Here is an 18,651-nt window from a genome sequence, read left to right on the forward strand (position 1 = left end):
TCGAGATGGAGTGAGAGAGCGTTGAAGACGATTTTGGTGCATATCGGCATGCACAAGACCGGGTCCAGCTCCGTGCAACGCTCCCTTGTGGGTTATGATGACGGGCGTGTGCGCTATGCCGATCTGAGCAACGAAAACCATTCCGTGCCCGTGAATACGATCTTCGCCGAGAACCGCTACGAGAAACGCTATTTCCGCCAGCGTGGCATCACACGCGCGCAGGTTGATGAAATGGCAGCGCGTTTTCGCAAAAGGCTTGCAAAAGAAATCAAACTGGATCGCGATGTCCTGATCCTGTCTGGCGAAGACATTTCCCGCATTCCCCTCGCTGGCGTGCAGGACATGCATGACATGCTGGCGCCGGAATGCGACAGGGTGTTGATCCTTGGCTATGCGCGCGATCCGATTTCTTTTGCCAGCTCATCCTTTCAGCAACTCGTCAAATTCGATTGCAAAGAGGTCATGGTGCCCCAGCCGGATTACCGTCGGCGGTTCAAGAAGTTCCTCGATGTCTTTGGCAAAGACAATGTTGTGATCAAGGAGTTTCGGCGCGATCTTCTCTATCGCAACTCCGTTGTGCGCGACGTGATGGAGGCGGCGGGCATTGGTGATGTGGATTGGCCGGAAACTGTGATTAACGAAAGCCTGAGCGATCCGGCCATGCGGGTCCTGTTTCACTTTAATCGAAACGGCCCCCTTTCAACGGGCAGCAAGCGGATCATTGAAATCAGAAAGCGCTTCGTCGATCTGGTGTCGCGGAAATTCAAGGGCGCGAGCTTTCGATTGCCGGACGCTGCTTTCACAGCACGGACGGTCGATGTCAGTGACGTCACATGGCTCGCAAAAGCGACGGGCGTTGATTTTACCCAGTCACTTCCCGCTCTGACAGAAACGGAGCTCCCTGATCTTGAGTTGGAAGCGGACTTGGAGCGCTTGCGCGACGATGAGGTCGCGCTGCTGACAACAATGATGGCGCGGCGCAAGATCAAACACGGCGATGCCGCCACACCGACCGATCTGCTGACACTTTTGTTCTATGATGAGCTGGCCAGAGCCTGGTCGCCCAAAAAGCGTCGCAAATCCAAGGCGTAGGGCGCGCTCGCTTATGACGCATCCCGGGGCGGCGCAATACCCGCAAGGGCTTTCGCCAGATCGCCATACCCTGTGAACCTGCGCTCAAAGGCCAATCCCAGACGGTCCGCGCTTTCCTGCGCTTTCTGCGTGAGGGCAGGGTCATCGGTTTGCGCCTGGTATACGAGCTTGGTGTAGTTGCCGAAATACATATCGCGCAGTTCGGGATGCTCTTCGAGGCCCAATGGCTTCCAGACAAAGGCATCAAATTGCCGCGCCAGAAAATCCGTCAGATAAAAGGCTGTGGTTTCCTCCAGCGCATCAAAAGCCTCCGTGCCTTCGTAAAAACTGTAGCAATGGGGCCCCGGAACCATCTCAACGCCAAATTCCGCACAGACCTTCGCGAGATCGCCCCCCGTGCCACAATCGGCATAGACGACAAAGACCTCATCATAGGCCTCTTGGTGTGTGGTGAGCGCTTGTCGCACAGCAGGCGCGATACGAGCGGGATGATTGTGCAGGATTGCGGGAAGGCAGATCAGATCGAGATGCGTCCAGGCGTTTTGGGTCATGAGCGCGCGTATCTCGCGGGCCAAGGCGCCACAGGCCAGAAGAAGAGTGCGCGCGTTTCGATGCGAGACCAGATGTGTGGCCTCGCCGTCAGAGGTGGGGTCATCGATCAGGACCTCGCCATCGCGAGAGGAAGGGGACGCCGAGGTCTTCGCGCGCGCGGTGTTTCGCCGCCTGGGGGAGCGGTTGTTTTTCATCAAAGCCCTCTCTAGAACACGCGACATATTGCGAGCGAATGGTGGGTTCATTGAAAACGATTGTCATGCACATTGGAATGGAAAAAGCTGGCAGCAGTTCCATTCAGAACTCACTGGCCAAATACGACGATGGCGTTGTGCGCTACGCCCGTCTGGGACGCAAAAACCATTCCGTTCAAATCCAGACCGCTGTTATGAAAAACGCGTATCGCAAGCGATTTTACCGACATCGCGGTGTATCGCAGCGCGAAGTTGCGGCGTTGCGAAAAGACTACCGTGAGATGCTGGCAAAAGAGACATCTCTTGGCCACGAGGTCCTGATCATTTCGGGGGAAGATATCCCTCGCATGGGCCTTCCCGCGGTACGCAACCTGAAGAACTTTCTGGAACAGCATTGTGACGAGGTCAAACTGCTCGCCTATGTCCGTGATCCCGTTGGCTATGCCGGATCATATTTTCAACAGGTGGTGAAGCACGGGCGGGATGAGCTGGTTGTCCCACAACCGCATTACCGCGCGCATTTCGAACGCTTCATGGATGTTTTCGGGCGCGACGCCGTAACGCTTCGCCCGTTTGATATCTCGCAAATGCATGAGCAATCGATTGTTCGGGATGTCTTGCACTTCGCGGGCGCCCGCGGGCCTGCGCCTGAAGAACTGCGGATCAATGAAGGGTTAAGCTACACCGCGACGAAGCTGCTCTTCATCTTCAACAGATCCGGCTGTGTCAGCCAGGGCAATGCCTGGCTCATGGCCGCGCGGCGCAGTCTGGTGTCGCTTCTGCAAGAGAAGTTTGATGGCGAGAAGTTCCGGTTTCCCAAGAGCTTGTTCACGGGAGACCTCGTGGATCGCGACGACGTCGCCTGGGTTGATGCCCATAGTGGAAGCAATTTTCAGGCGGGCTTGCCACAGAGCGGCGCGGAGACCACCCATGATCTGGAAAGCTGGACGCAGGAGTTCACGCAGGTCACGGAAGAGGAACGCAAGGCCTTGAAAAAGCTGGTCGCGCGGCGCGGGTTGGGCGTGCATGATGATGCGGCCACCGAAACATTGCTGAGCCTGTTGTTCTACGCTGAGCTTGTGCGCCATGTGCCTTCCAGTGCGCCCTCCGAGCTTAAGGACGTCATGTTTGCAGACCAGAAGATCCGTTGGGGTGGCCAGAAAACGCGTAACGCCTCGTGAACGCGCTGTTTTTCCCGTCGCTGACTGGCTACAAGACTTGCATGGGTGAATGACGTCCTGCGCGCGTTTTTGTTGGGACGTCGATGGTAGGTTCGGGGGCTCCTGCGCGTCTTGAGTAAAGATTGATCAGTATGACAAAGATGCCGCCGCTTGCGATAACAGATGCGTTGACCTTGCTTGCAACCGGCGATCAACGGCCGCTTGATCCCAATGGCGCTTTGCATATCAACGGCACATCCGCACAGATGCAGGATACGCTTGGCGCAAATGACGTTTTCTCCGTTGGCCCTTGCTCCTATCGGGTCGTGCAGGGGCTGGGGCAAAGGCTCGTGCCGGTGCTGCAACCCGCCGCCCGCATCACACGACCCGTCCGCTTGCAGGCGGGGCTGCACAAATGCCTGACGATGTTTCAAAAGCGGGTCTACACGGCCATTGGCGCGTTGACGCACTCTCCGCATGGCGCAGGTGCGTTTGTAAGGCGTATGCGCGGGCGTCACATTGGCTACAAACATTGCTTCCATGCGGTGCGACGCTTCTACAAGATTGCGCCTCGCGTAGGGATCGCCTCGCTGAGCGGTCAGGCCGTGGATTTGGATCAGTTCGATGATATCCGCGCCGTGCGGTTTATCCGCGATCCCCGGGATCTGCTGATCTCCGGCTATTATTTCCACCGGCGTGGCGCCGAGAACATCAACAAGATCTACGGGCCCAAGCCCGGGGATTTTGCTGAGTTAAACGCAGGCGTGCCAGAGGGAATTGCCGATGATGAGCGGTTCTTCAACTATCTACAGCGCGTGGATATGGACGTCGGACTTGATGCCGAGATGTGTTTTCGCGCGCCGCATTTCCTGTCCATGTGCGCCTGGGCCCCGGACGATCCGCGCGTTTTGACGATCCGCTATGAGGACTTCATTGGCGCGGAAGCGGCGAGTTTTCACAAGATTGCCGATCATTTCGAATGGAGCAATCAAGCGCGCGACTGCGCTCTCCGCATGGCCACAGAGTTTGCTCAAAACAAAGCAACGGTTAAAACAGGCCATGTGCGCAACAAGGCGCCGGGCCAATGGCGCGCCCATTTCTCGCCTGAGCGAAACGCCGCCTTTGTCGCGGAGTGGGGCGATCTGCTGCGCGCCTACGACTATCCTTTGGATTGAAAAAGGGCCGCCCGAAGGCAGCCCCCAATTCATTTGATCAGCAATACAGGCTCAGCCAGCGGCCATTTGATTGTGCTTCCGCGCGACGAATTCCTTGGCCGTCTCGACCGCGACAGCGGCATCGCGGCAATAGGCGTCCGCGCCAATGGCTTTGCCGAATTCCTCATTCAGAGGAGCGCCGCCGACCAGCACGATATAATCATCGCGTTTGCCCTGTTCGACGAGCGTATCAATAACGACCTTCATGTAAGGCATGGTCGTCGTGAGAAGCGCTGACATGCCAAGGATGTCGGGCTGCTCTTTCTCAAGCGCTTCCATATAGCTCTCAACCGGGTTGTTGATGCCCAGATCAACAACTTCAAAACCCGCGCCTTCCATCATCATGGAGACAAGGTTCTTACCGATGTCGTGAATATCGCCTTTGACCGTGCCAATCACCATTTTGCCCACACGCGGTGCGCCGGTCTCTGCGAGCAGAGGCTTCAGGATCGCCATTCCGCCCTTCATGGCATTTGCGGCCAGCAAAACCTCGGGCACGAAGAGGATACCATCGCGGAAGTCCTGACCGACAATTGTCATGCCGCCAACAAGCGCTTCCGTCAGAATACGGTACGGCTCCCAATCGCGGCCGAGCAGGATGTTCACGCCCTCTTCGATTTCTTCCTTCAGACCATCATAGAGGTCATCATGCATCTGCTGGACAAGCTCTTCGTCATCGAGCTCCGCGAGGATGATATCGTCTTCTTCATCCGACATGACCGTCATTCCTTAAACTGGGGCACGCACGTGCGATTGATTCAGCTTGTGTCGCATCCCGAAAGTCGCACTTGGCAATTTGCGACAAACGGAAAGCCGCGCGCGACCATCGGGTCGATTTGCTGCGTTGCGGCGCTGATTTTACGGGCAAATATTGCATAAGTTCTTACTTTGTTCTATTCTGTCGCGCATGACTGAATTACCAGAGACCCTGCCAGAAGGCATGACGCGTGGCCGGGGCGCCGCATCCAATCGTGCGGGTCGCTTCGAGACCTTGACGCAAACCCGCATTGACGATGGCTGGACCGCTGACGCGCCTGAGGTGCAGCGCACGGATGTCTCCTGTGAACACGCGCGCAGCATGATCACCTACAATCGCTCGCCTGATTTGCCGTTTGATCGTTCGATCAACCCGTACCGTGGCTGCGAACACGGGTGTATCTATTGTTTTGCGCGCCCCAGCCATGCCTATCTTGGTCTGTCGCCGGGGCTGGATTTCGAAACCAAATTGATTGCGCGCCCCAATGCAGCCGAAGTGCTGGCGGCGGAGCTTGCCAAACCCGGCTACAAGGTCGCGCCCATTGCTATTGGGACCAACACAGATCCCTATCAGCCGATTGAAAAGAAAATGGGTCTTGCGCGGGAGTGTCTCGATGTTCTGGCGCGCGCCCGTCACCCGGTGGCTATTGTGACCAAAGGCAGTTTGATCGAGCGCGACATTGATATTCTGGCGCGGATGGCAAAGCAGGGCTTGGTGCGTGTCGGAATTTCGATCACGACGCTCGATCCGGTTCTGGCGCGCAAAATGGAGCCGCGCTGTCCCGCGCCTGCGCGCAGACTCGAGACGATCCGGAGATTGGCTGCGGCTTGCATCCCGGTCCGGGTCATGGCTTCGCCCATGGTGCCGGCGCTGACAGATCATGAGCTTGAAGCGATCCTCGAAGCGGGTGCCATTGCCGGCGCGTCGACCGCCAGCTGGATCATGTTGCGTCTGCCGCGCGAGGTGTCCCAACTTTGGCAGGAGTGGCTGCAAACGCATTTTCCAGATCGGACCGAGCGGATCATGGGCCATTTGCGCGGAATGCATGGCGGCAAGGACTACGATGCGCGCTGGGGGCATCGCATGCGCGGGCAGGGGCCTTACGCAGAGATGATCGCGCAACGGTTTGACCGCGCCGTACGCGCGGTTGGATTGGAAACCCACGCCCCGCGTTTGCCCTGTCATTTGTTCCGCCCGCCCACTGCACGGAGCGCGCAATTGTCCCTGTTTGAAGATGGGTAAACTCCAAATCATCTGACTGGGCGGGGCTCAGGCGCGCGCGCGGCGCCGTTTGCGGCGCTCTGGTGCTGCGGCTTTTCCGGAGCTTCCGTCGTCGGACGAAGAAAACGGCCCCAAGGCGGCGACGATCGCGTCCAAAGAGGGCGCGCTATCAGCCGGTCTGTTCTCGAGTGCGGCGCGCATTTTCTCAAGGTGCTCAGGCTTTGTCCCGCAACACCCGCCGATGATGCGCGCGCCACTGTCTCGCGCGAGCACCGCGTATTCAGCCATCAAATCAGGCGTTCCGTCGTAGTGGATATGCCCCTCCACGTATTTCGGGATACCGGCATTGCCTTTCGCGATGATCGGAATGTCTGTTCCCGTGGCGGAAAAACCCAGGACTGTGCGCAAAAGGTCCGACGCACCCGTTCCGCAGTTCGCGCCAAATCCCAGGGGAGGATTGGGCAAGCTCTCGACAAGGGCTGCAAAATCAGGAGACGTTACCCCCATCATCGTCCGACCGGCTGTGTCAAAGCTCATGGTTCCACACCATGGCATGTCCGCCAGCGCAAAGGCTTGGGCGGCGGCGCGGTATTCCTCCGGTGCACTGATCGTCTCCAGCCAAAGCACATCCGCTCCGCCGTCTTTGAGGCCTTCTGCTTGTTCATGGAACATCTCGACCGCGCCTTCGTGGGTCAGCGCGCCCAGCGGTGCCATGATCTCACCGGTCGGACCAACCGAGCCTGCGACGACAACCTTGCGCCCCGCGGCATCCGCCACGTCGCGTCCAATCTCTGCGGCCAGGCGGTTCAATTCGTGAACCCGGCTTTCGGCGGCATGCAACTTCAGACGAGACGCGTTGCCGCCAAAGGAGTTCGTCAGAAAGATATCACTGCCCGCATTTACTGCGCCGGAATACAGCTTCTTGATCTTGTCAGGAGCGGTGCTGTTCCACAGTTCTGGCGCATCGCCGGATTGCAGCCCCATGTCAAAGAGTGTTGTCCCCGTTGCGCCATCGGCCAAAAGCCATTCGCGCTCGGAGAGCAGTTGAGAGAGTGCATCCATGATATCTTGGCCTTCTGTTTCCTCCGCCCTTCGCACGGCGGGGATTGTGAGGCAAATTCATAATTCTCAACAAGATTATGAACGCACGATCCGATCGGGCCAATGTACAACGCGCGCCATGTCGACCAGAGCAAGAATCAAGGCCAGTCTGCCGGGCGCAGCGGCATATCGGGCATGCCACTGGGGGCCGAAGCTTTGCTTGAAGCGACGCAATCCATCGGCGCCAGCGCGCTTTGCGATGTGTCGATTGATCTTGCCGATGAAGCCAGCCCCCTCCGGATCCCGTGCCACAGGCACGGCTGCCAGAGATACACGCGGAATGCCCTCTTTTTGCGCAAGACCCACGGCATGATGCACAATGGCGTGCATGCTGCCTGCGGGTGCGTCGTCTGTATATCTGACGAGATCGAGACACATTTCGCGAGCATTTTTGTGGAAACTGGCGAAGGCCACAAGATCTCCGTCTTCAAAGCCCGCAACCACAATTTGATCCGCAAGCGCCGCGAGGTCAAACCGACCCATGCTCACACCGCGTTCGCGACCATGCGCATCTGTCCAAACCTGTGACACAGCGCTCAATTCCTGTTCATACGTTTTTGGTTCAATAATTCTGATCTCCAGTCCGGCGCGTTCGGCCTGGCGCAGCTTTCGGCGGAGCTGTCTGCGCGTGCTTGCATTGAGATCGTAGGATTTGGTGGGGAGGATCGCCTCATCGGCAATATGAGTGACGGCCCATCCAGCCTCGCGCGCGACACAAGCGGTACGCGCACAGACCTTGTAGAGTAGGGCCAATCGTGAGGCTTTTCGGGCGTGTTTCTTGAGCAAAGGCACCGCGCTTTGAGCACAGCCACGCACGGGATCAAATAGCGCGGCGAAGGTTTGCCCTGTGTCGACGATAGCCCAGCTGGACCCTGCCATATTGTGCACGAAGCCCCCGTTTTGGCGGACCAGGGCCGATTCAGCCCGCGGTGCGTTCATCAGGGGAACATGTATTTTGCGGTGTGGACGCACAGGCGGCGTCTCGCGCAGATGATCCCGCAAGAGCCACAAAATGGCGACGAAGCCCGGCAGCGCAAAATAAATCAGGCGAAACGCGAGAATGGCGCTTAGGACGTCTTGCGCAGGTATGTCCTTGAGAAGGGTCACCATGGCCAATTCGAACGGGCCTATGCCGCCGGGCGAGCCTGAATAGAGCCCAATGCCAAAAGCCATGACAAACACCGGCACAAACGTCAGAAAGCTGACCTGAGCAGTGTCGGGCAAAAGCACGTAAAGGGCTGCGGCTGCTGCTACGAGATCAAGCGTCGTCAATCCGAAGAGCTTTGCGTTTTGAAGCACGCTTGGCAAAGGCAAGCTTTGCGCACGACCGGGCAGGGGCACGCGCAAAATCGACAGCATCAACAGGCAAAGTGCGGCAACGCCCATCACGGGCCCCAACCAAAACGGCAGCGGTCCGCCGGGCAGAAAAGCCATGAGGCCCAGGAGCAAAGACCAGCCGATGAGGAATACCACCGAGACAGCGCCCGTCACCTTGGCGGCCTGAACCATGCTGAGCTCGGGCAGCAGCTTCCAGCGTGCATAGGTGCCCACGAACAGGCCGAACCCGGTTATTTGGGACAGTCCGATGGCGGTTGCGCCCGCTTGCGTGGCGCGACGATCATCGATTTGCGTGCGGCAAATTGCATGGACATGAACGTCATAGCGGGCCAATGCCCAGAAACTCACGATCGTAGCCAGCGCGGCGACCATCCACTGCATGGGGCCGACATCTGAAAGCGATCCCAGCAAACCATTGAGATCCAGCGTCTCCAATTGATCTTGCAGCGTCCAAAGACACAGCCCTGCAATTAACAGCGGAAACACGAATTGCAATGGACGCAAAGCGTGCTTTTTCGTGCCGCGCACGGCATGCGACGTCGCGATGTTTGACATGTTGGTCCCCCAATTCTCACCGGGGCTCAGAATGCGTTCGGGAGTATTGCGCGCCCCTTAACGCTTCAAATGCGCAATAAAAAAAGCGACCCCCATTGGGAGGGCCGCTGCGGAAAACAAGAAGTTTTCGGAACAATGCGCGTTGCGCGCTTCAGGCTTCGTCGACCAATTGACCTTTTGCCACGGCCAGAAGCTCTGCCATCTTGTCGCGGATCTGCGCGTCTGACGCTTTATCACCCAAATCTCCGGCGACCTTGCGCACGACGTCTTCGTGACCGGCTTCCTCGAAATCTGCCTTGATGACCTCTTTGGCGTAAGCCTCCGCCTCATCGCCGGATTTGCCCATCAGGTCTGCGGCCCAAAGGCCAAGGAGTTTGTTGCGCCGCGCTTCGGCCTTGAATTGCATCTCCGCGTCATGGGCGAATTTGTTCTCGAAGGCGCTCTCGCGGTCATCAAAGGTGCTCATGGTGGTGTCCCCATCTGAAGTCTATGGTACTGATATGCGATTGTGACGGCGCGGGTGCAAGCCCTGAGCGCAGCGCGGGCTTTGTTGCAGGCGCGGCAGAGTAAGACAGCGCGGTTTGAAAGCGGATTTGTGTCCGGTGGGGCGCTTGTGCCCAATGCGCCCTTGGCCTAAGACAGCCGCAGATGTTCCGCGCAATGCAGCGGAACGGCTTTTGGAAAGGGTGGCTCGCATGGCGCGTCGCAAGAAAATATACGAAGGCAAGGCCAAGATTCTGTATGAAGGCCCCGAGCCCGGAACGATCGTGCAGTATTTCAAAGATGATGCCACCGCGTTCAACGCTGAGAAGAAAGACGTGATCGACGGCAAGGGCGTGTTGAACAATCGCTTGAGCGAGTTCTTCATGACCGGCCTGAACCATATTGGCGTGCCCACGCATTTCATTCGGCGCCTGAACATGCGCGAGCAGCTGGTCCGGTCCTGTGAGATCGTGCCGCTGGAGATCATCGTGCGCAATGTCGCGGCCGGCACGATGTCGAAGCGTCTGGGCATCGAGGAGGGCACAGCGCTGCCCCGGCCGATTGTCGAATATTGCTACAAGGACGACAGCCTCGGCGATCCGCTGGTGACGGAGGAGCACATCGCGGCCTTCGGCTGGGCCAGCCAGCAGGACATGGATGACATCCTGAGCATCGCGCTGCGGGTCAACGACTACCTGTCTGGCTTGATGTACGGGGTCGGCATTCGCCTCATCGATTTCAAGATCGAGATCGGGCGCGTGTATGACGGTGATTTCCAGCGCTTGATCGTGGCCGATGAGATCAGCCCCGATAGCTGCCGTCTATGGGACATCGAGACGGGCCAAAAGCTCGACAAGGACGTGTTCCGCCGCGATCTGGGATCTTTGACAGACGCCTATACGGAAGTTGCCACACGATTGGGCGTGATGCCCAAGAACGCCACGCCCATGAGCAAACCGACGCTGATCAATTGAGCGGCGGTGCCTGTGTCGCAGGGCGGATGCGTATTTAGGGCCAGAAGAAGCAGAGGGCTTTGAGATGAAAGCACGAGTCACGGTAATGCTGAAAACAGGGGTCCTGGATCCGCAGGGAGAGGCCGTGCGACATGCGTTGGGCAGCCTTGGATTTGACGGTGTTTCCGGGGTGCGTCAGGGCAAGGTGATTGAGTTGGATTTGGCAGCCGGCACGACCGAGGCGCAGGTGACAGATATGTGCGAGAAGCTGCTCGCGAACACGGTTATCGAAAGCTACGCAATCGAAATGATGGCGTGATCTCACGCAGGCCAGTTGCGCTCTCCACCGGGGGCGAGTGTGCGAAAAGCGTGATCGCTGACCAAGGTAGGCAAAAGGAGCCCTGAGATGAAAGCGGCAGTCATTGTTTTTCCAGGGTCCAATTGTGACCGCGATCTGGCCCAGGGATTTGCGCGCGCGGGTTTTGATGTCGACATGGTGTGGCACAAGGACCAATCGCTGCCCCAAGGGGTGGATATCGTCGGTGTTCCTGGCGGGTTCTCCTACGGCGATTATCTGCGGTGTGGTGCGATTGCGGCCAATTCCCCGATTTGTGCGGAGCTCAAGTCCCATGCAGAGCGCGGCGGCTATGTTCTGGGTGTGTGCAATGGATTTCAGGTACTGACGGAGACCGGGCTTCTTCCGGGGGCTTTGCTGCGTAATGCGGGGCTGAAGTATATTTGCCGGACGGTCGGGCTCTCGGTCGTAGCGGAAGAGACCGCGTTTACATCGCACTACGCCGCCGGGCAGGTGATACAGATCCCGATTGCGCATCACGACGGCAATTATTTCGCTGATGCCGCGACGTTAGACCGGTTGGAAGGCGAAGGGCGCGTCGCCTTCCGATACACGGACAACCCCAATGGCTCACAGCGCGATATTGCGGGGCTGGTATCTGAAAATGGGCGCGTGCTGGGCATGATGCCTCATCCCGAACGCGCCGCTGATCCCGCCCATGGCAATACCGATGGGGCAGCGATGTTTGCGGGCCTTGCAAGCGCTCTGGAGCATGCACCGGCTTGATGTGATGGCGGGGCGCTTGTTGCGCGTCGCGCGGGGGCGTAGACTTGGCCCATGGCAGACCGACCAGAACCCAACCGCACCATAGGGGGCCTTCGCGCGCAAACGCATGCGCAATCGAAGGGCGCCTTGTCATGGCGCGTGCGCCTCGCATTGCTCCTGTTGGTCTGCATTGGTGTCGTCACTGTGACACTGACGAGCCGCCTTCTGACGGAGCGCTTCACGGCTGCGACAGCCAACCGCGCGGAACTGCGTCTCGCGCTTTATGCGGGCAACGTTCTATCCGAGTTGCGCCGCAATGCCATCGTGCCGCAATTGCTGGCCCGGGATCCCGCGCTTATCGCGGCGCTCAATTCAAATGATTATTCGCAATCTACACAGCGTTTGATCTCCTTCGTGGAAGAGATTGGCGCGGCCTCGCTCATGCTGCTGGACAATGACGGCCGTGCGGTTGCGGCCACGGACCGCAATATCCTGGGCTCGAGCCACCGCAATGAACCCTATTTTATTGATGCGCTGCGCGCCAATGCCACGGTGTTTTCGTCCATGGAGCGCGAGGCTGGTGGCTTTCGGTTTACCTATTCGCGGCGGATCGAGAATGGCAACGATCCCATCGGCGTGATCATGGTCGAAGTGGATCTCGCCAAGTTTGAGCGCGCTTGGGCGGGCATTTCGGATGCTGTTCTGGTGCTCGATAGCGCGGGAACGGTCATTCTGGCGACAGAGCCTCGCTGGCGGGGGCAGACCGAAGGGCAGGCGCTCTCGGCCCAACCCGCGCAATCGGCCATTCAGCGCGCGATCCGCGCCACGACGGATTGGACGGCGGTCGATCCTGAGGCGGTCCGTGTGGATGGCGAAGCGGTGCTCAGGATGGAGGGCAAGATCGCCTTTCGCGGCTGGCGGATCGTCAGTTTCACGCCCTACACCTCGGTGCGCGAGCGGGTGAATGGGGTTCTGGCGATCGAAATCATGGCATTTGCGATTCTCCTCGCGCTCGCGTTTTATTTTCTCAGCCGCAAAACGGCGGTGCGTATGGCACTGTTCCAGCGCGAGTCGGCAGAGCTTCGCCAGTTGAATGTGAGGCTACAGCGGGAAATTGCCGAACGTGAGCGCGTGCAGGAGACCTTGGCGGTGGCCGAACAAACGCTCGCGCAGAGCTCAAAACTGGCGGCTTTGGGGGAGATGTCCGCCGCAGTCAGCCACGAGCTCAACCAGCCGCTCGCGGCAATGAAAACGTATCTGGCCGGCGCCCGCTTGCTGATCAATCGCAACCGGCCAGATGAGGCGCTGGCTTCGTTCCGGCGGGTGGATGATTTGCTTGACCGCATGGGCGCCATCACGCGCCAGCTCAAATCCTACGCGCGCAAGGGCGCAGATGCGTTATCGCCTGTAGATATGGGTGATGCGCTGGCCTCAGCGCTGGCGATGATGGAGCCGCAACTCAAACAACGGCAAGTCCGGCTGAGCCGTATTCTCCCCGATACACCGGTTCTGGTGATGGGGGATCGCGTGCGGATTGAGCAGGTCCTCGTCAACCTGCTGCGCAATGCGCTCGACGCGACCAAAGGACAACGGGATGCGCAGGTCGAGATCCTGCTCTCAGTAGGTGAAACCGTGGTGCTCAGCGTGCGCGACAACGGGCATGGGATTGACGATCTCGATGCCCTGTTTGAGCCCTTCTACACGACCAAACAGCCCGGCGAGGGCGTTGGGCTGGGGCTTGCCATCTCCTCCGGCATCGTCAACGACTTGGGCGGCAGGCTCACCGCGCATAATGCGGAAGGCGGCGGCGCAGTCTTCGAGATGCAGCTGCCTGTTCTGGCGGATGCGGTGGATGCTGCGGAATGAAAATGGAGTGAAGACCATGGCCAAGGTAATGAAGATTGCCATCGTGGATGACGAACAGGACATGCGCCAGAGCATCGGACAATGGCTGGCCCTCTCCGGATATGATACCGAGACCTTTGCCAGTGCGGAGGATGCGCTGCGCGCGATTACGCCCGACTATCCGGGTATCGTGATCTCTGACATTCGCATGCCGGGCATGGATGGGATGTCTTTTCTCAAAAGGTTGATGGGCGCGGATTCCACGCTGCCGGTGATCATGATCACAGGACACGGTGATGTGCCGATGGCTGTGGAAGCGATGCGCGTGGGCGCATTTGATTTTCTGGAAAAGCCCTTCAATCCCGATGCCATGAGCCAGTTGGCCAAGAAGGCCGTGAATGCGCGCCGCCTGACCTTGGACAACCGCGCGCTGCGGCGAGAGCTTTCGGACGGTGGCCAGCTTATGAAAAAGCTGATCGGGGCAAGCCCCACCATGGAGCGTCTGCGCGAGGATATCCTCGATCTGGGGCAGGCGGACGGGCATGTTCTGATCGAAGGCGAAACCGGGACGGGCAAGACGCTTGTCGCCCATGCGCTTCATGCCGTGGGCTCTCGGGCGGGCAAGAAGTTTGTGCTGATCTCCTGCGCGGCTTTCGAAGAACAGGCCTTGATGCAGCGGGTCTTTGGGCCGGTGCAGCCTGACGATGTGCAACTGCCCGCCGTCGAAGAGGCGCGCGGCGGGACGCTGGTGCTCGAAGATGTCGAGGCGCTCAGCGATCAGGCCCAAGCCAAATTGCTGAATTTGATCAATGAACAGGGCAACCCGCCGGAAACGCGGATCGTCGCGATCTGCAACCTTCAGGAGCAGGACAGAACCTGCGAAGACGCGCTACGCCCTGATCTTTTCTACCGATTGGCCGCCTTGCGGATTACGGTGCCGCCTTTGCGCCAGCGTGGTGAAGATATTCTGATGCTGTTTACGCAGCTTTCAGAACAATTTGCCGAGGAATATGGCTGCGACGCGCCGGAAGTGACCGCACAGGAAGCCGCACAGCTCCTGCAGGCGCCGTGGCCCGGGAATGTGCGCCAGCTGATCAACGTCGCCGAACGCGCCGTGCTTCAATCACGCCGAGGCTCTGGAACCATCGCATCGCTTCTTATGACCGATAATGAGGAAATGCAGCCTGTGATGACGACAGAAGGCAAGCCGCTCAAGGAATATGTGGAAGCCTTCGAGCGGATGCTGATCGACAATACGATGCGGCGCCACAAGGGCTCGATTGCCTCGGTGATGGATGAGCTACGCCTGCCGCGTCGAACGCTCAATGAGAAGATGGCAAAATACGGGCTGCAACGCTCCGACTATCTGGGCTAGCGCTTTCGCACGGTGAGGCGCTGGCGCGCCTCGCTGTATGAGCCCGCCTTGCGGCGGGCGGTTGGGGCTCTGCCCCCGCGCCTGTGGCGCTCCCTCGGGACATTTGCCGCAAGAGGAAGAGGCTAGAGCCTGTAGCCTGCGTTCACATCCAGGATGTGGCCGGTGATGGATTTGGCTGCGTCCGAGATCAGGAAGCGGCAGGCGGCGGCGAGGTCGTCCACGTCGGCCAGTTTTTCCATGGCGTTCATGCCTGCGAAGAGGTCAATCATCTCTTGCGCGCGGGGCGCGTCGGGCGGGCTGATGGCGCCGGGTGCGAGAGCGTTGACGCGGATGCCTTTGGGCCCGAGGGTCTTGGCGGCGATACGGGTCAGGGTCTCAAGCGCGGCTTTGGATGCGGAATAGCTCTGCGCGCCCATGGCGGGCAGGCGAGCATTGGTCGAGCTGATGTTCACGATTGAGCCGCCCTTTGACATATAGGGAAGCGCGGCGGCGGTGAGGGCTTGGGGCACGACCGCATTGAGATGGAAGTTGTGCAAGGCAGTTTGGGGGTCGCAGCAGTCTGCTGTGTCTGCCAGCACAGCGCCAGCATTGTTGATCAGCGCCGTGAGGGGGCCAAACTGCGCAGCCACTTGCCCGGGCAGGGCCGCTAGCACGGCATCGTCTGTCAGATCTACCTGAAGCGCGAGGATACTGGGGCAGGCGGCCAGCAATGCGTCTGGCGGTGTTGTGAGATAGGTGATGGCGACCTGATGATCGCGGGCCAGATCCTGCGCGATGGCGCTGCCAATGCCCCGTGCGGCGCCTGTGATCAAAACGGTTTTCTGCATTGTGCCCCCAACAAAAAAGGACCGCCCGATATGGACGGTCCTCTCTTAGATTAGCGTGGCGCCAGAATTATTCCGCCGCGATTGCGCTTTCGGAGGCAAGATTGCGGAGAACGTAATGCAGTACGCCGCCGTTTTCGATGTATTCGATCTCCACAGCCGTATCGATCCGGCATATCAGCGTGATTTCCTCGGTGCGACCATCAGCGTAGGTGATCGTGCAGGGCACCTCTTGCAGCGGCTCGATTGTGTCGAGACCGGAGATTGCGACGGTTTCCTCGCCTGTGAGCCCGAGTGTTTTGCGGGTCACGCCTCCAGTAAACTCGAAGGGGATCACGCCCATGCCCACGAGGTTGGAGCGGTGAATGCGCTCAAAGCTCTCGGCGATCACTGCTTTGACGCCCAGAAGCGCGGTGCCCTTGGCGGCCCAATCGCGCGAAGAGCCTGCGCCATATTGCTCACCACCGAAGATCACCAGCGGGGTACCCGCCTCCTGATAGGCCATTGCGGCGTCAAAGATTGACGTCTGCTGACCATCGGGGCCTTTGGTGTAGCCGCCCTCGACGCCATCGAGCATTTCGTTCTTGATGCGGATATTGGCAAAGGTGCCGCGCATCATGATCTCGTGGTTGCCACGGCGCGAGCCATAGGAGTTGAACTCCCGTGGGCTGACCTGACGCTCGGTGAGGTATTGACCGGCCGGCGTGGTCTCCTTGAATGAGCCTGCAGGCGAGATGTGATCGGTGGTGATCATATCGCCCAGAAGAGCCAGAACCTTGGCGCCCTCGATATTCTCGATCTTCTTGGTGTCCATGGTGATGCCCTGGAAATAGGGTGGGTTCTGGACATAGGTCGAGGTGGGCGGCCAATCATAGGTCTTCTCAGACGTGGTCTCCACGCCTTGCCACTTCTCGTCGCCCTTGAAGACGTCGGCATATTTCTCCTGAAAGGCCTCGCGGGTCACGGTTGCCTCGACAAGCTCGGCCACTTCCTGCGACGTGGGCCAGATGTCCTTGAGGTAGACGTCTTTGCCCTCAGGCGTTTGTGCAATCGGGTCGGTCGCGAGGTTGATATCCATCGTACCGGCCAGCGCATAGGCCACCACCAGCGGCGGCGAGGCCAAGTAGTTGGCGCGTACATCAGGCGAGATGCGGCCTTCGAAGTTCCGGTTTCCCGAGAGTACTGACGTGGCCACCAGATCGCCTTCAGCAATGGCATCTGAGAGCTCTTTTTGGATCGGGCCAGAATTGCCGATGCATGTCGTGCAGCCATAACCCACGAGGTTGAAGCCGATCTTGTCGAGGTCGTCTTGCAGTTCCGCAGCCTCCAGATAGGCGGAGACAACTTGCGAGCCCGGAGCGAGCGATGTCTTGACCCACGGCTTGCGGTTGAGCCCCAGAGCGGCGGCTTTACGCGCGACGAGACCCGCGCCGATCATCACATAGGGGTTCGACGTGTTGGTGCAGGACGTGATGGAAGCAATGACAACCTTGCCTGATTCCATCGTGTAGTCTTCGCCCGCGACAGCAACTTCCTTGCCCATGGGGCGCTTGAAGGTTTCTGCCATTTCCTTGGCGAAGGCTGTCTTCGCATCTGTGAGGGCGACGTAGTCTTGCGGGCGTTTGGGGCCGGAGATGGCGGGCACAATGGTTCCCATGTCGAGCTCCAGCGTGTCTGTGTAGATGGGGCTATAATCTGCGCCGCGCCAGAAGCCGTTTTCCTTGGCATAAGCTTCGACCAGCGCGATGCGCGCCTCGTCGCGGCCCGTATTGCGCAGGTAGCGCAGGGTCTCGTCATCGATGGGGAAGAAACCACAGGTCGCGCCATATTCCGGTGCCATGTTGGCGATGGTCGCGCGGTCCGCCAGCGGCAGACGGTCAAGCCCTTCGCCGTAGAACTCGACGAATTTGCCAACCACGCCTTTCTCGCGCAGCATCTCGACGACCTTGAGGACGAGGTCTGTGCCGGTGGTGCCTTCCATCATCGCGCCGGTGAGCTTGAAGCCCACGACTTCGGGGATGAGCATGGAGATCGGCTGACCCAACATGGCGGCCTCTGCCTCGATGCCACCCACACCCCAACCCAGAACGGCGGCGCCATTGACCATGGTGGTGTGGCTGTCGGTGCCCACGAGCGTATCGGGATAGGCCACTTCGACGCCATCCTGGTCGGTATCGGTCCAGACGGTCTGGGCGAGGTATTCGAGGTTCACCTGATGGCAGATGCCGGTGCCGGGGGGCACAACGCGGAAATTGTTAAAGGCGCTTTGGCCCCATTTCAGGAAGGTATAGCGCTCCATATTGCGCTCATATTCCCGGTCCACATTCATCTGGAAGGCGCGCGGATTGCCGAATTCATCGATCATGACCGAGTGGTCAATCACAAGATCCACGGGGTTGAGCGGATTGATCTTTTCGGGATCGCCGCCAAGCGCCACAATGCCATCGCGCATGGCCGCAAGATCGACCACTGCGGGAACTCCGGTAAAGTCCTGCATCAAGACGCGCGCGGGACGATAGGCGATTTCGCGGGGGTTCTTGCCGCCCTGGGCGCCCCATTCAGCGAAGGCCTTGATATCTTCAACCGAGACGGTTTTGCCATCCTCGAAGCGTAGCATGTTTTCCAGGACAACCTTGAGTGCTGCGGGTAGGTTGGAGAAATCACCAAGACCGGCGTCTTGCGCGGCCGGAATTGAGTAATAAGCAAGCGTTGCGCCGCCTGCTTCTAGCGTGCGGCGGGTTTTGGAGGTATCTTGACCAACGGTGATGGGCATATTGGCTCCCTTCTCTGATAGAGGTGGCGAGGGTTTCTCACCGCAGGCCATACGCCCGTTTTCCCCGCGCAATCAAGGGGGGTGCGGCACTTTGTATACCATTGTGCACAAAAAAATGGGAAATTGGTTTCCAACCTGTTTCAACACTCTCGCA

The 18,651-nt window shown here is 59.0% G+C and carries 16 protein-coding genes and 1 pseudogene; 10 read left to right on the plus strand and 7 right to left on the minus strand.

From position 1 onward, the window contains the following. Positions 1-21 precede the first annotated feature (21 nt). A complete protein-coding gene (locus ACP15S_RS07295) occupies positions 22-1,092 on the plus strand; it encodes a hypothetical protein (RefSeq protein WP_425038908.1) in 1,071 nt (356 codons plus the stop codon). Positions 1,093-1,103: 11 nt separating this feature from the next. Here the strand turns inward: ACP15S_RS07295 and ACP15S_RS07300 are convergent, their stop codons facing one another. Further along, positions 1,104-1,838 carry a DUF1638 domain-containing protein gene (locus tag ACP15S_RS07300; RefSeq protein ID WP_425038909.1) on the minus strand — a complete coding sequence of 245 codons (735 nt, stop codon included), beginning with the start codon at positions 1,836-1,838 and terminating at the stop codon, positions 1,104-1,106. 77 nt (positions 1,839-1,915) lie between these two features. On the opposite strand from ACP15S_RS07300, the gene ACP15S_RS07305 reads away from it, so the two are divergent. Further along, a complete protein-coding gene (locus ACP15S_RS07305; RefSeq protein ID WP_425038910.1) occupies positions 1,916-3,019 on the plus strand; it encodes a hypothetical protein in 1,104 nt (367 codons plus the stop codon). A 131-nt stretch (positions 3,020-3,150) separates the two neighbouring features. Then, entirely contained in the window at positions 3,151-4,173 is a 1,023-nt protein-coding gene (locus ACP15S_RS07310; protein ID WP_425038911.1) for a sulfotransferase domain-containing protein, read from the plus strand. A gap of 51 nt (positions 4,174-4,224) precedes the next feature. Here ACP15S_RS07310 and ACP15S_RS07315 read toward each other — a convergent pair whose 3' ends face one another. Beyond that, positions 4,225-4,929 (minus strand): corrinoid protein, encoded by a 705-nt coding sequence (locus ACP15S_RS07315; protein ID WP_425038912.1) that lies wholly within the window; start codon positions 4,927-4,929, stop codon positions 4,225-4,227. A gap of 190 nt (positions 4,930-5,119) precedes the next feature. Here ACP15S_RS07315 and ACP15S_RS07320 point away from each other — a divergent pair, with 190 nt between their 5' ends. Continuing rightward, positions 5,120-6,211: a PA0069 family radical SAM protein gene (locus ACP15S_RS07320; RefSeq protein WP_425038913.1), complete on the plus strand. Its 1,092-nt coding sequence runs from the start codon at positions 5,120-5,122 to the stop codon at positions 6,209-6,211. Positions 6,212-6,238: 27 nt separating this feature from the next. Here ACP15S_RS07320 and bmt read toward each other — a convergent pair whose 3' ends face one another. The 3 genes from bmt to ACP15S_RS07335 form a co-directional block, all read right to left on the minus strand. After that, positions 6,239-7,252, minus strand: a complete 1,014-nt coding sequence (gene bmt / locus ACP15S_RS07325; RefSeq protein WP_425038914.1) for a betaine--homocysteine S-methyltransferase — start codon at positions 7,250-7,252, stop codon at positions 6,239-6,241. A 75-nt stretch (positions 7,253-7,327) separates the two neighbouring features. Then, the gene (locus ACP15S_RS07330; protein ID WP_425038915.1) at positions 7,328-9,184 is read right to left on the minus strand and encodes a phosphatidylglycerol lysyltransferase domain-containing protein; all 1,857 of its coding nucleotides are present in this window, start codon (positions 9,182-9,184) and stop codon (positions 7,328-7,330) included. A gap of 151 nt (positions 9,185-9,335) precedes the next feature. Then, positions 9,336-9,650 (minus strand): DUF1476 domain-containing protein, encoded by a 315-nt coding sequence (locus ACP15S_RS07335; RefSeq protein ID WP_425038916.1) that lies wholly within the window; start codon positions 9,648-9,650, stop codon positions 9,336-9,338. A gap of 229 nt (positions 9,651-9,879) precedes the next feature. Between ACP15S_RS07335 and purC the strand changes: the two genes are divergently transcribed. The 6 genes and pseudogenes from purC to ACP15S_RS07365 all read left to right on the plus strand — a co-directional run bounded on the left by purC (position 9,880) and on the right by ACP15S_RS07365 (position 14,900). Beyond that, positions 9,880-10,641 (plus strand): phosphoribosylaminoimidazolesuccinocarboxamide synthase, encoded by a 762-nt coding sequence (gene purC / locus ACP15S_RS07340; RefSeq protein WP_425038917.1) that lies wholly within the window; start codon positions 9,880-9,882, stop codon positions 10,639-10,641. Positions 10,642-10,705: 64 nt separating this feature from the next. Then, entirely contained in the window at positions 10,706-10,939 is a 234-nt protein-coding gene (purS, locus tag ACP15S_RS07345; RefSeq protein WP_425038918.1) for a phosphoribosylformylglycinamidine synthase subunit PurS, read from the plus strand. An 87-nt stretch (positions 10,940-11,026) separates the two neighbouring features. Continuing rightward, positions 11,027-11,701 carry a phosphoribosylformylglycinamidine synthase subunit PurQ gene (purQ, locus tag ACP15S_RS07350; RefSeq protein ID WP_425038919.1) on the plus strand — a complete coding sequence of 225 codons (675 nt, stop codon included), beginning with the start codon at positions 11,027-11,029 and terminating at the stop codon, positions 11,699-11,701. 1,179 nt (positions 11,702-12,880) lie between these two features. Then, positions 12,881-13,057 (plus strand): annotated as a pseudogene (locus tag ACP15S_RS07355) (histidine kinase dimerization/phospho-acceptor domain-containing protein); the annotation flags it as partial. Beyond that, complete coding sequence (locus ACP15S_RS07360; RefSeq protein ID WP_425039671.1) at positions 13,034-13,546, plus strand: sensor histidine kinase; 513 nt, start codon at positions 13,034-13,036, stop codon at positions 13,544-13,546. The pseudogene ACP15S_RS07355 and the gene ACP15S_RS07360, both read left to right, overlap by 24 nt. 16 nt (positions 13,547-13,562) lie before the next feature. Next, a complete protein-coding gene (locus ACP15S_RS07365) occupies positions 13,563-14,900 on the plus strand; it encodes a sigma-54-dependent transcriptional regulator (protein ID WP_425038920.1) in 1,338 nt (445 codons plus the stop codon). Positions 14,901-15,022: 122 nt separating this feature from the next. Here the strand turns inward: ACP15S_RS07365 and ACP15S_RS07370 are convergent, their stop codons facing one another. Next, complete coding sequence (locus ACP15S_RS07370) at positions 15,023-15,727, minus strand: SDR family NAD(P)-dependent oxidoreductase (protein WP_425038921.1); 705 nt, start codon at positions 15,725-15,727, stop codon at positions 15,023-15,025. A 67-nt stretch (positions 15,728-15,794) separates the two neighbouring features. After that, the gene (gene acnA / locus ACP15S_RS07375; protein ID WP_425038922.1) at positions 15,795-18,497 is read right to left on the minus strand and encodes an aconitate hydratase AcnA; all 2,703 of its coding nucleotides are present in this window, start codon (positions 18,495-18,497) and stop codon (positions 15,795-15,797) included. Positions 18,498-18,651 lie beyond the last annotated feature (154 nt).

The organism is Primorskyibacter sp. S187A (assembly GCF_049800955.1).
Taxonomy (GTDB): Bacteria; Pseudomonadota; Alphaproteobacteria; order Rhodobacterales; family Rhodobacteraceae; genus JAKVBH01.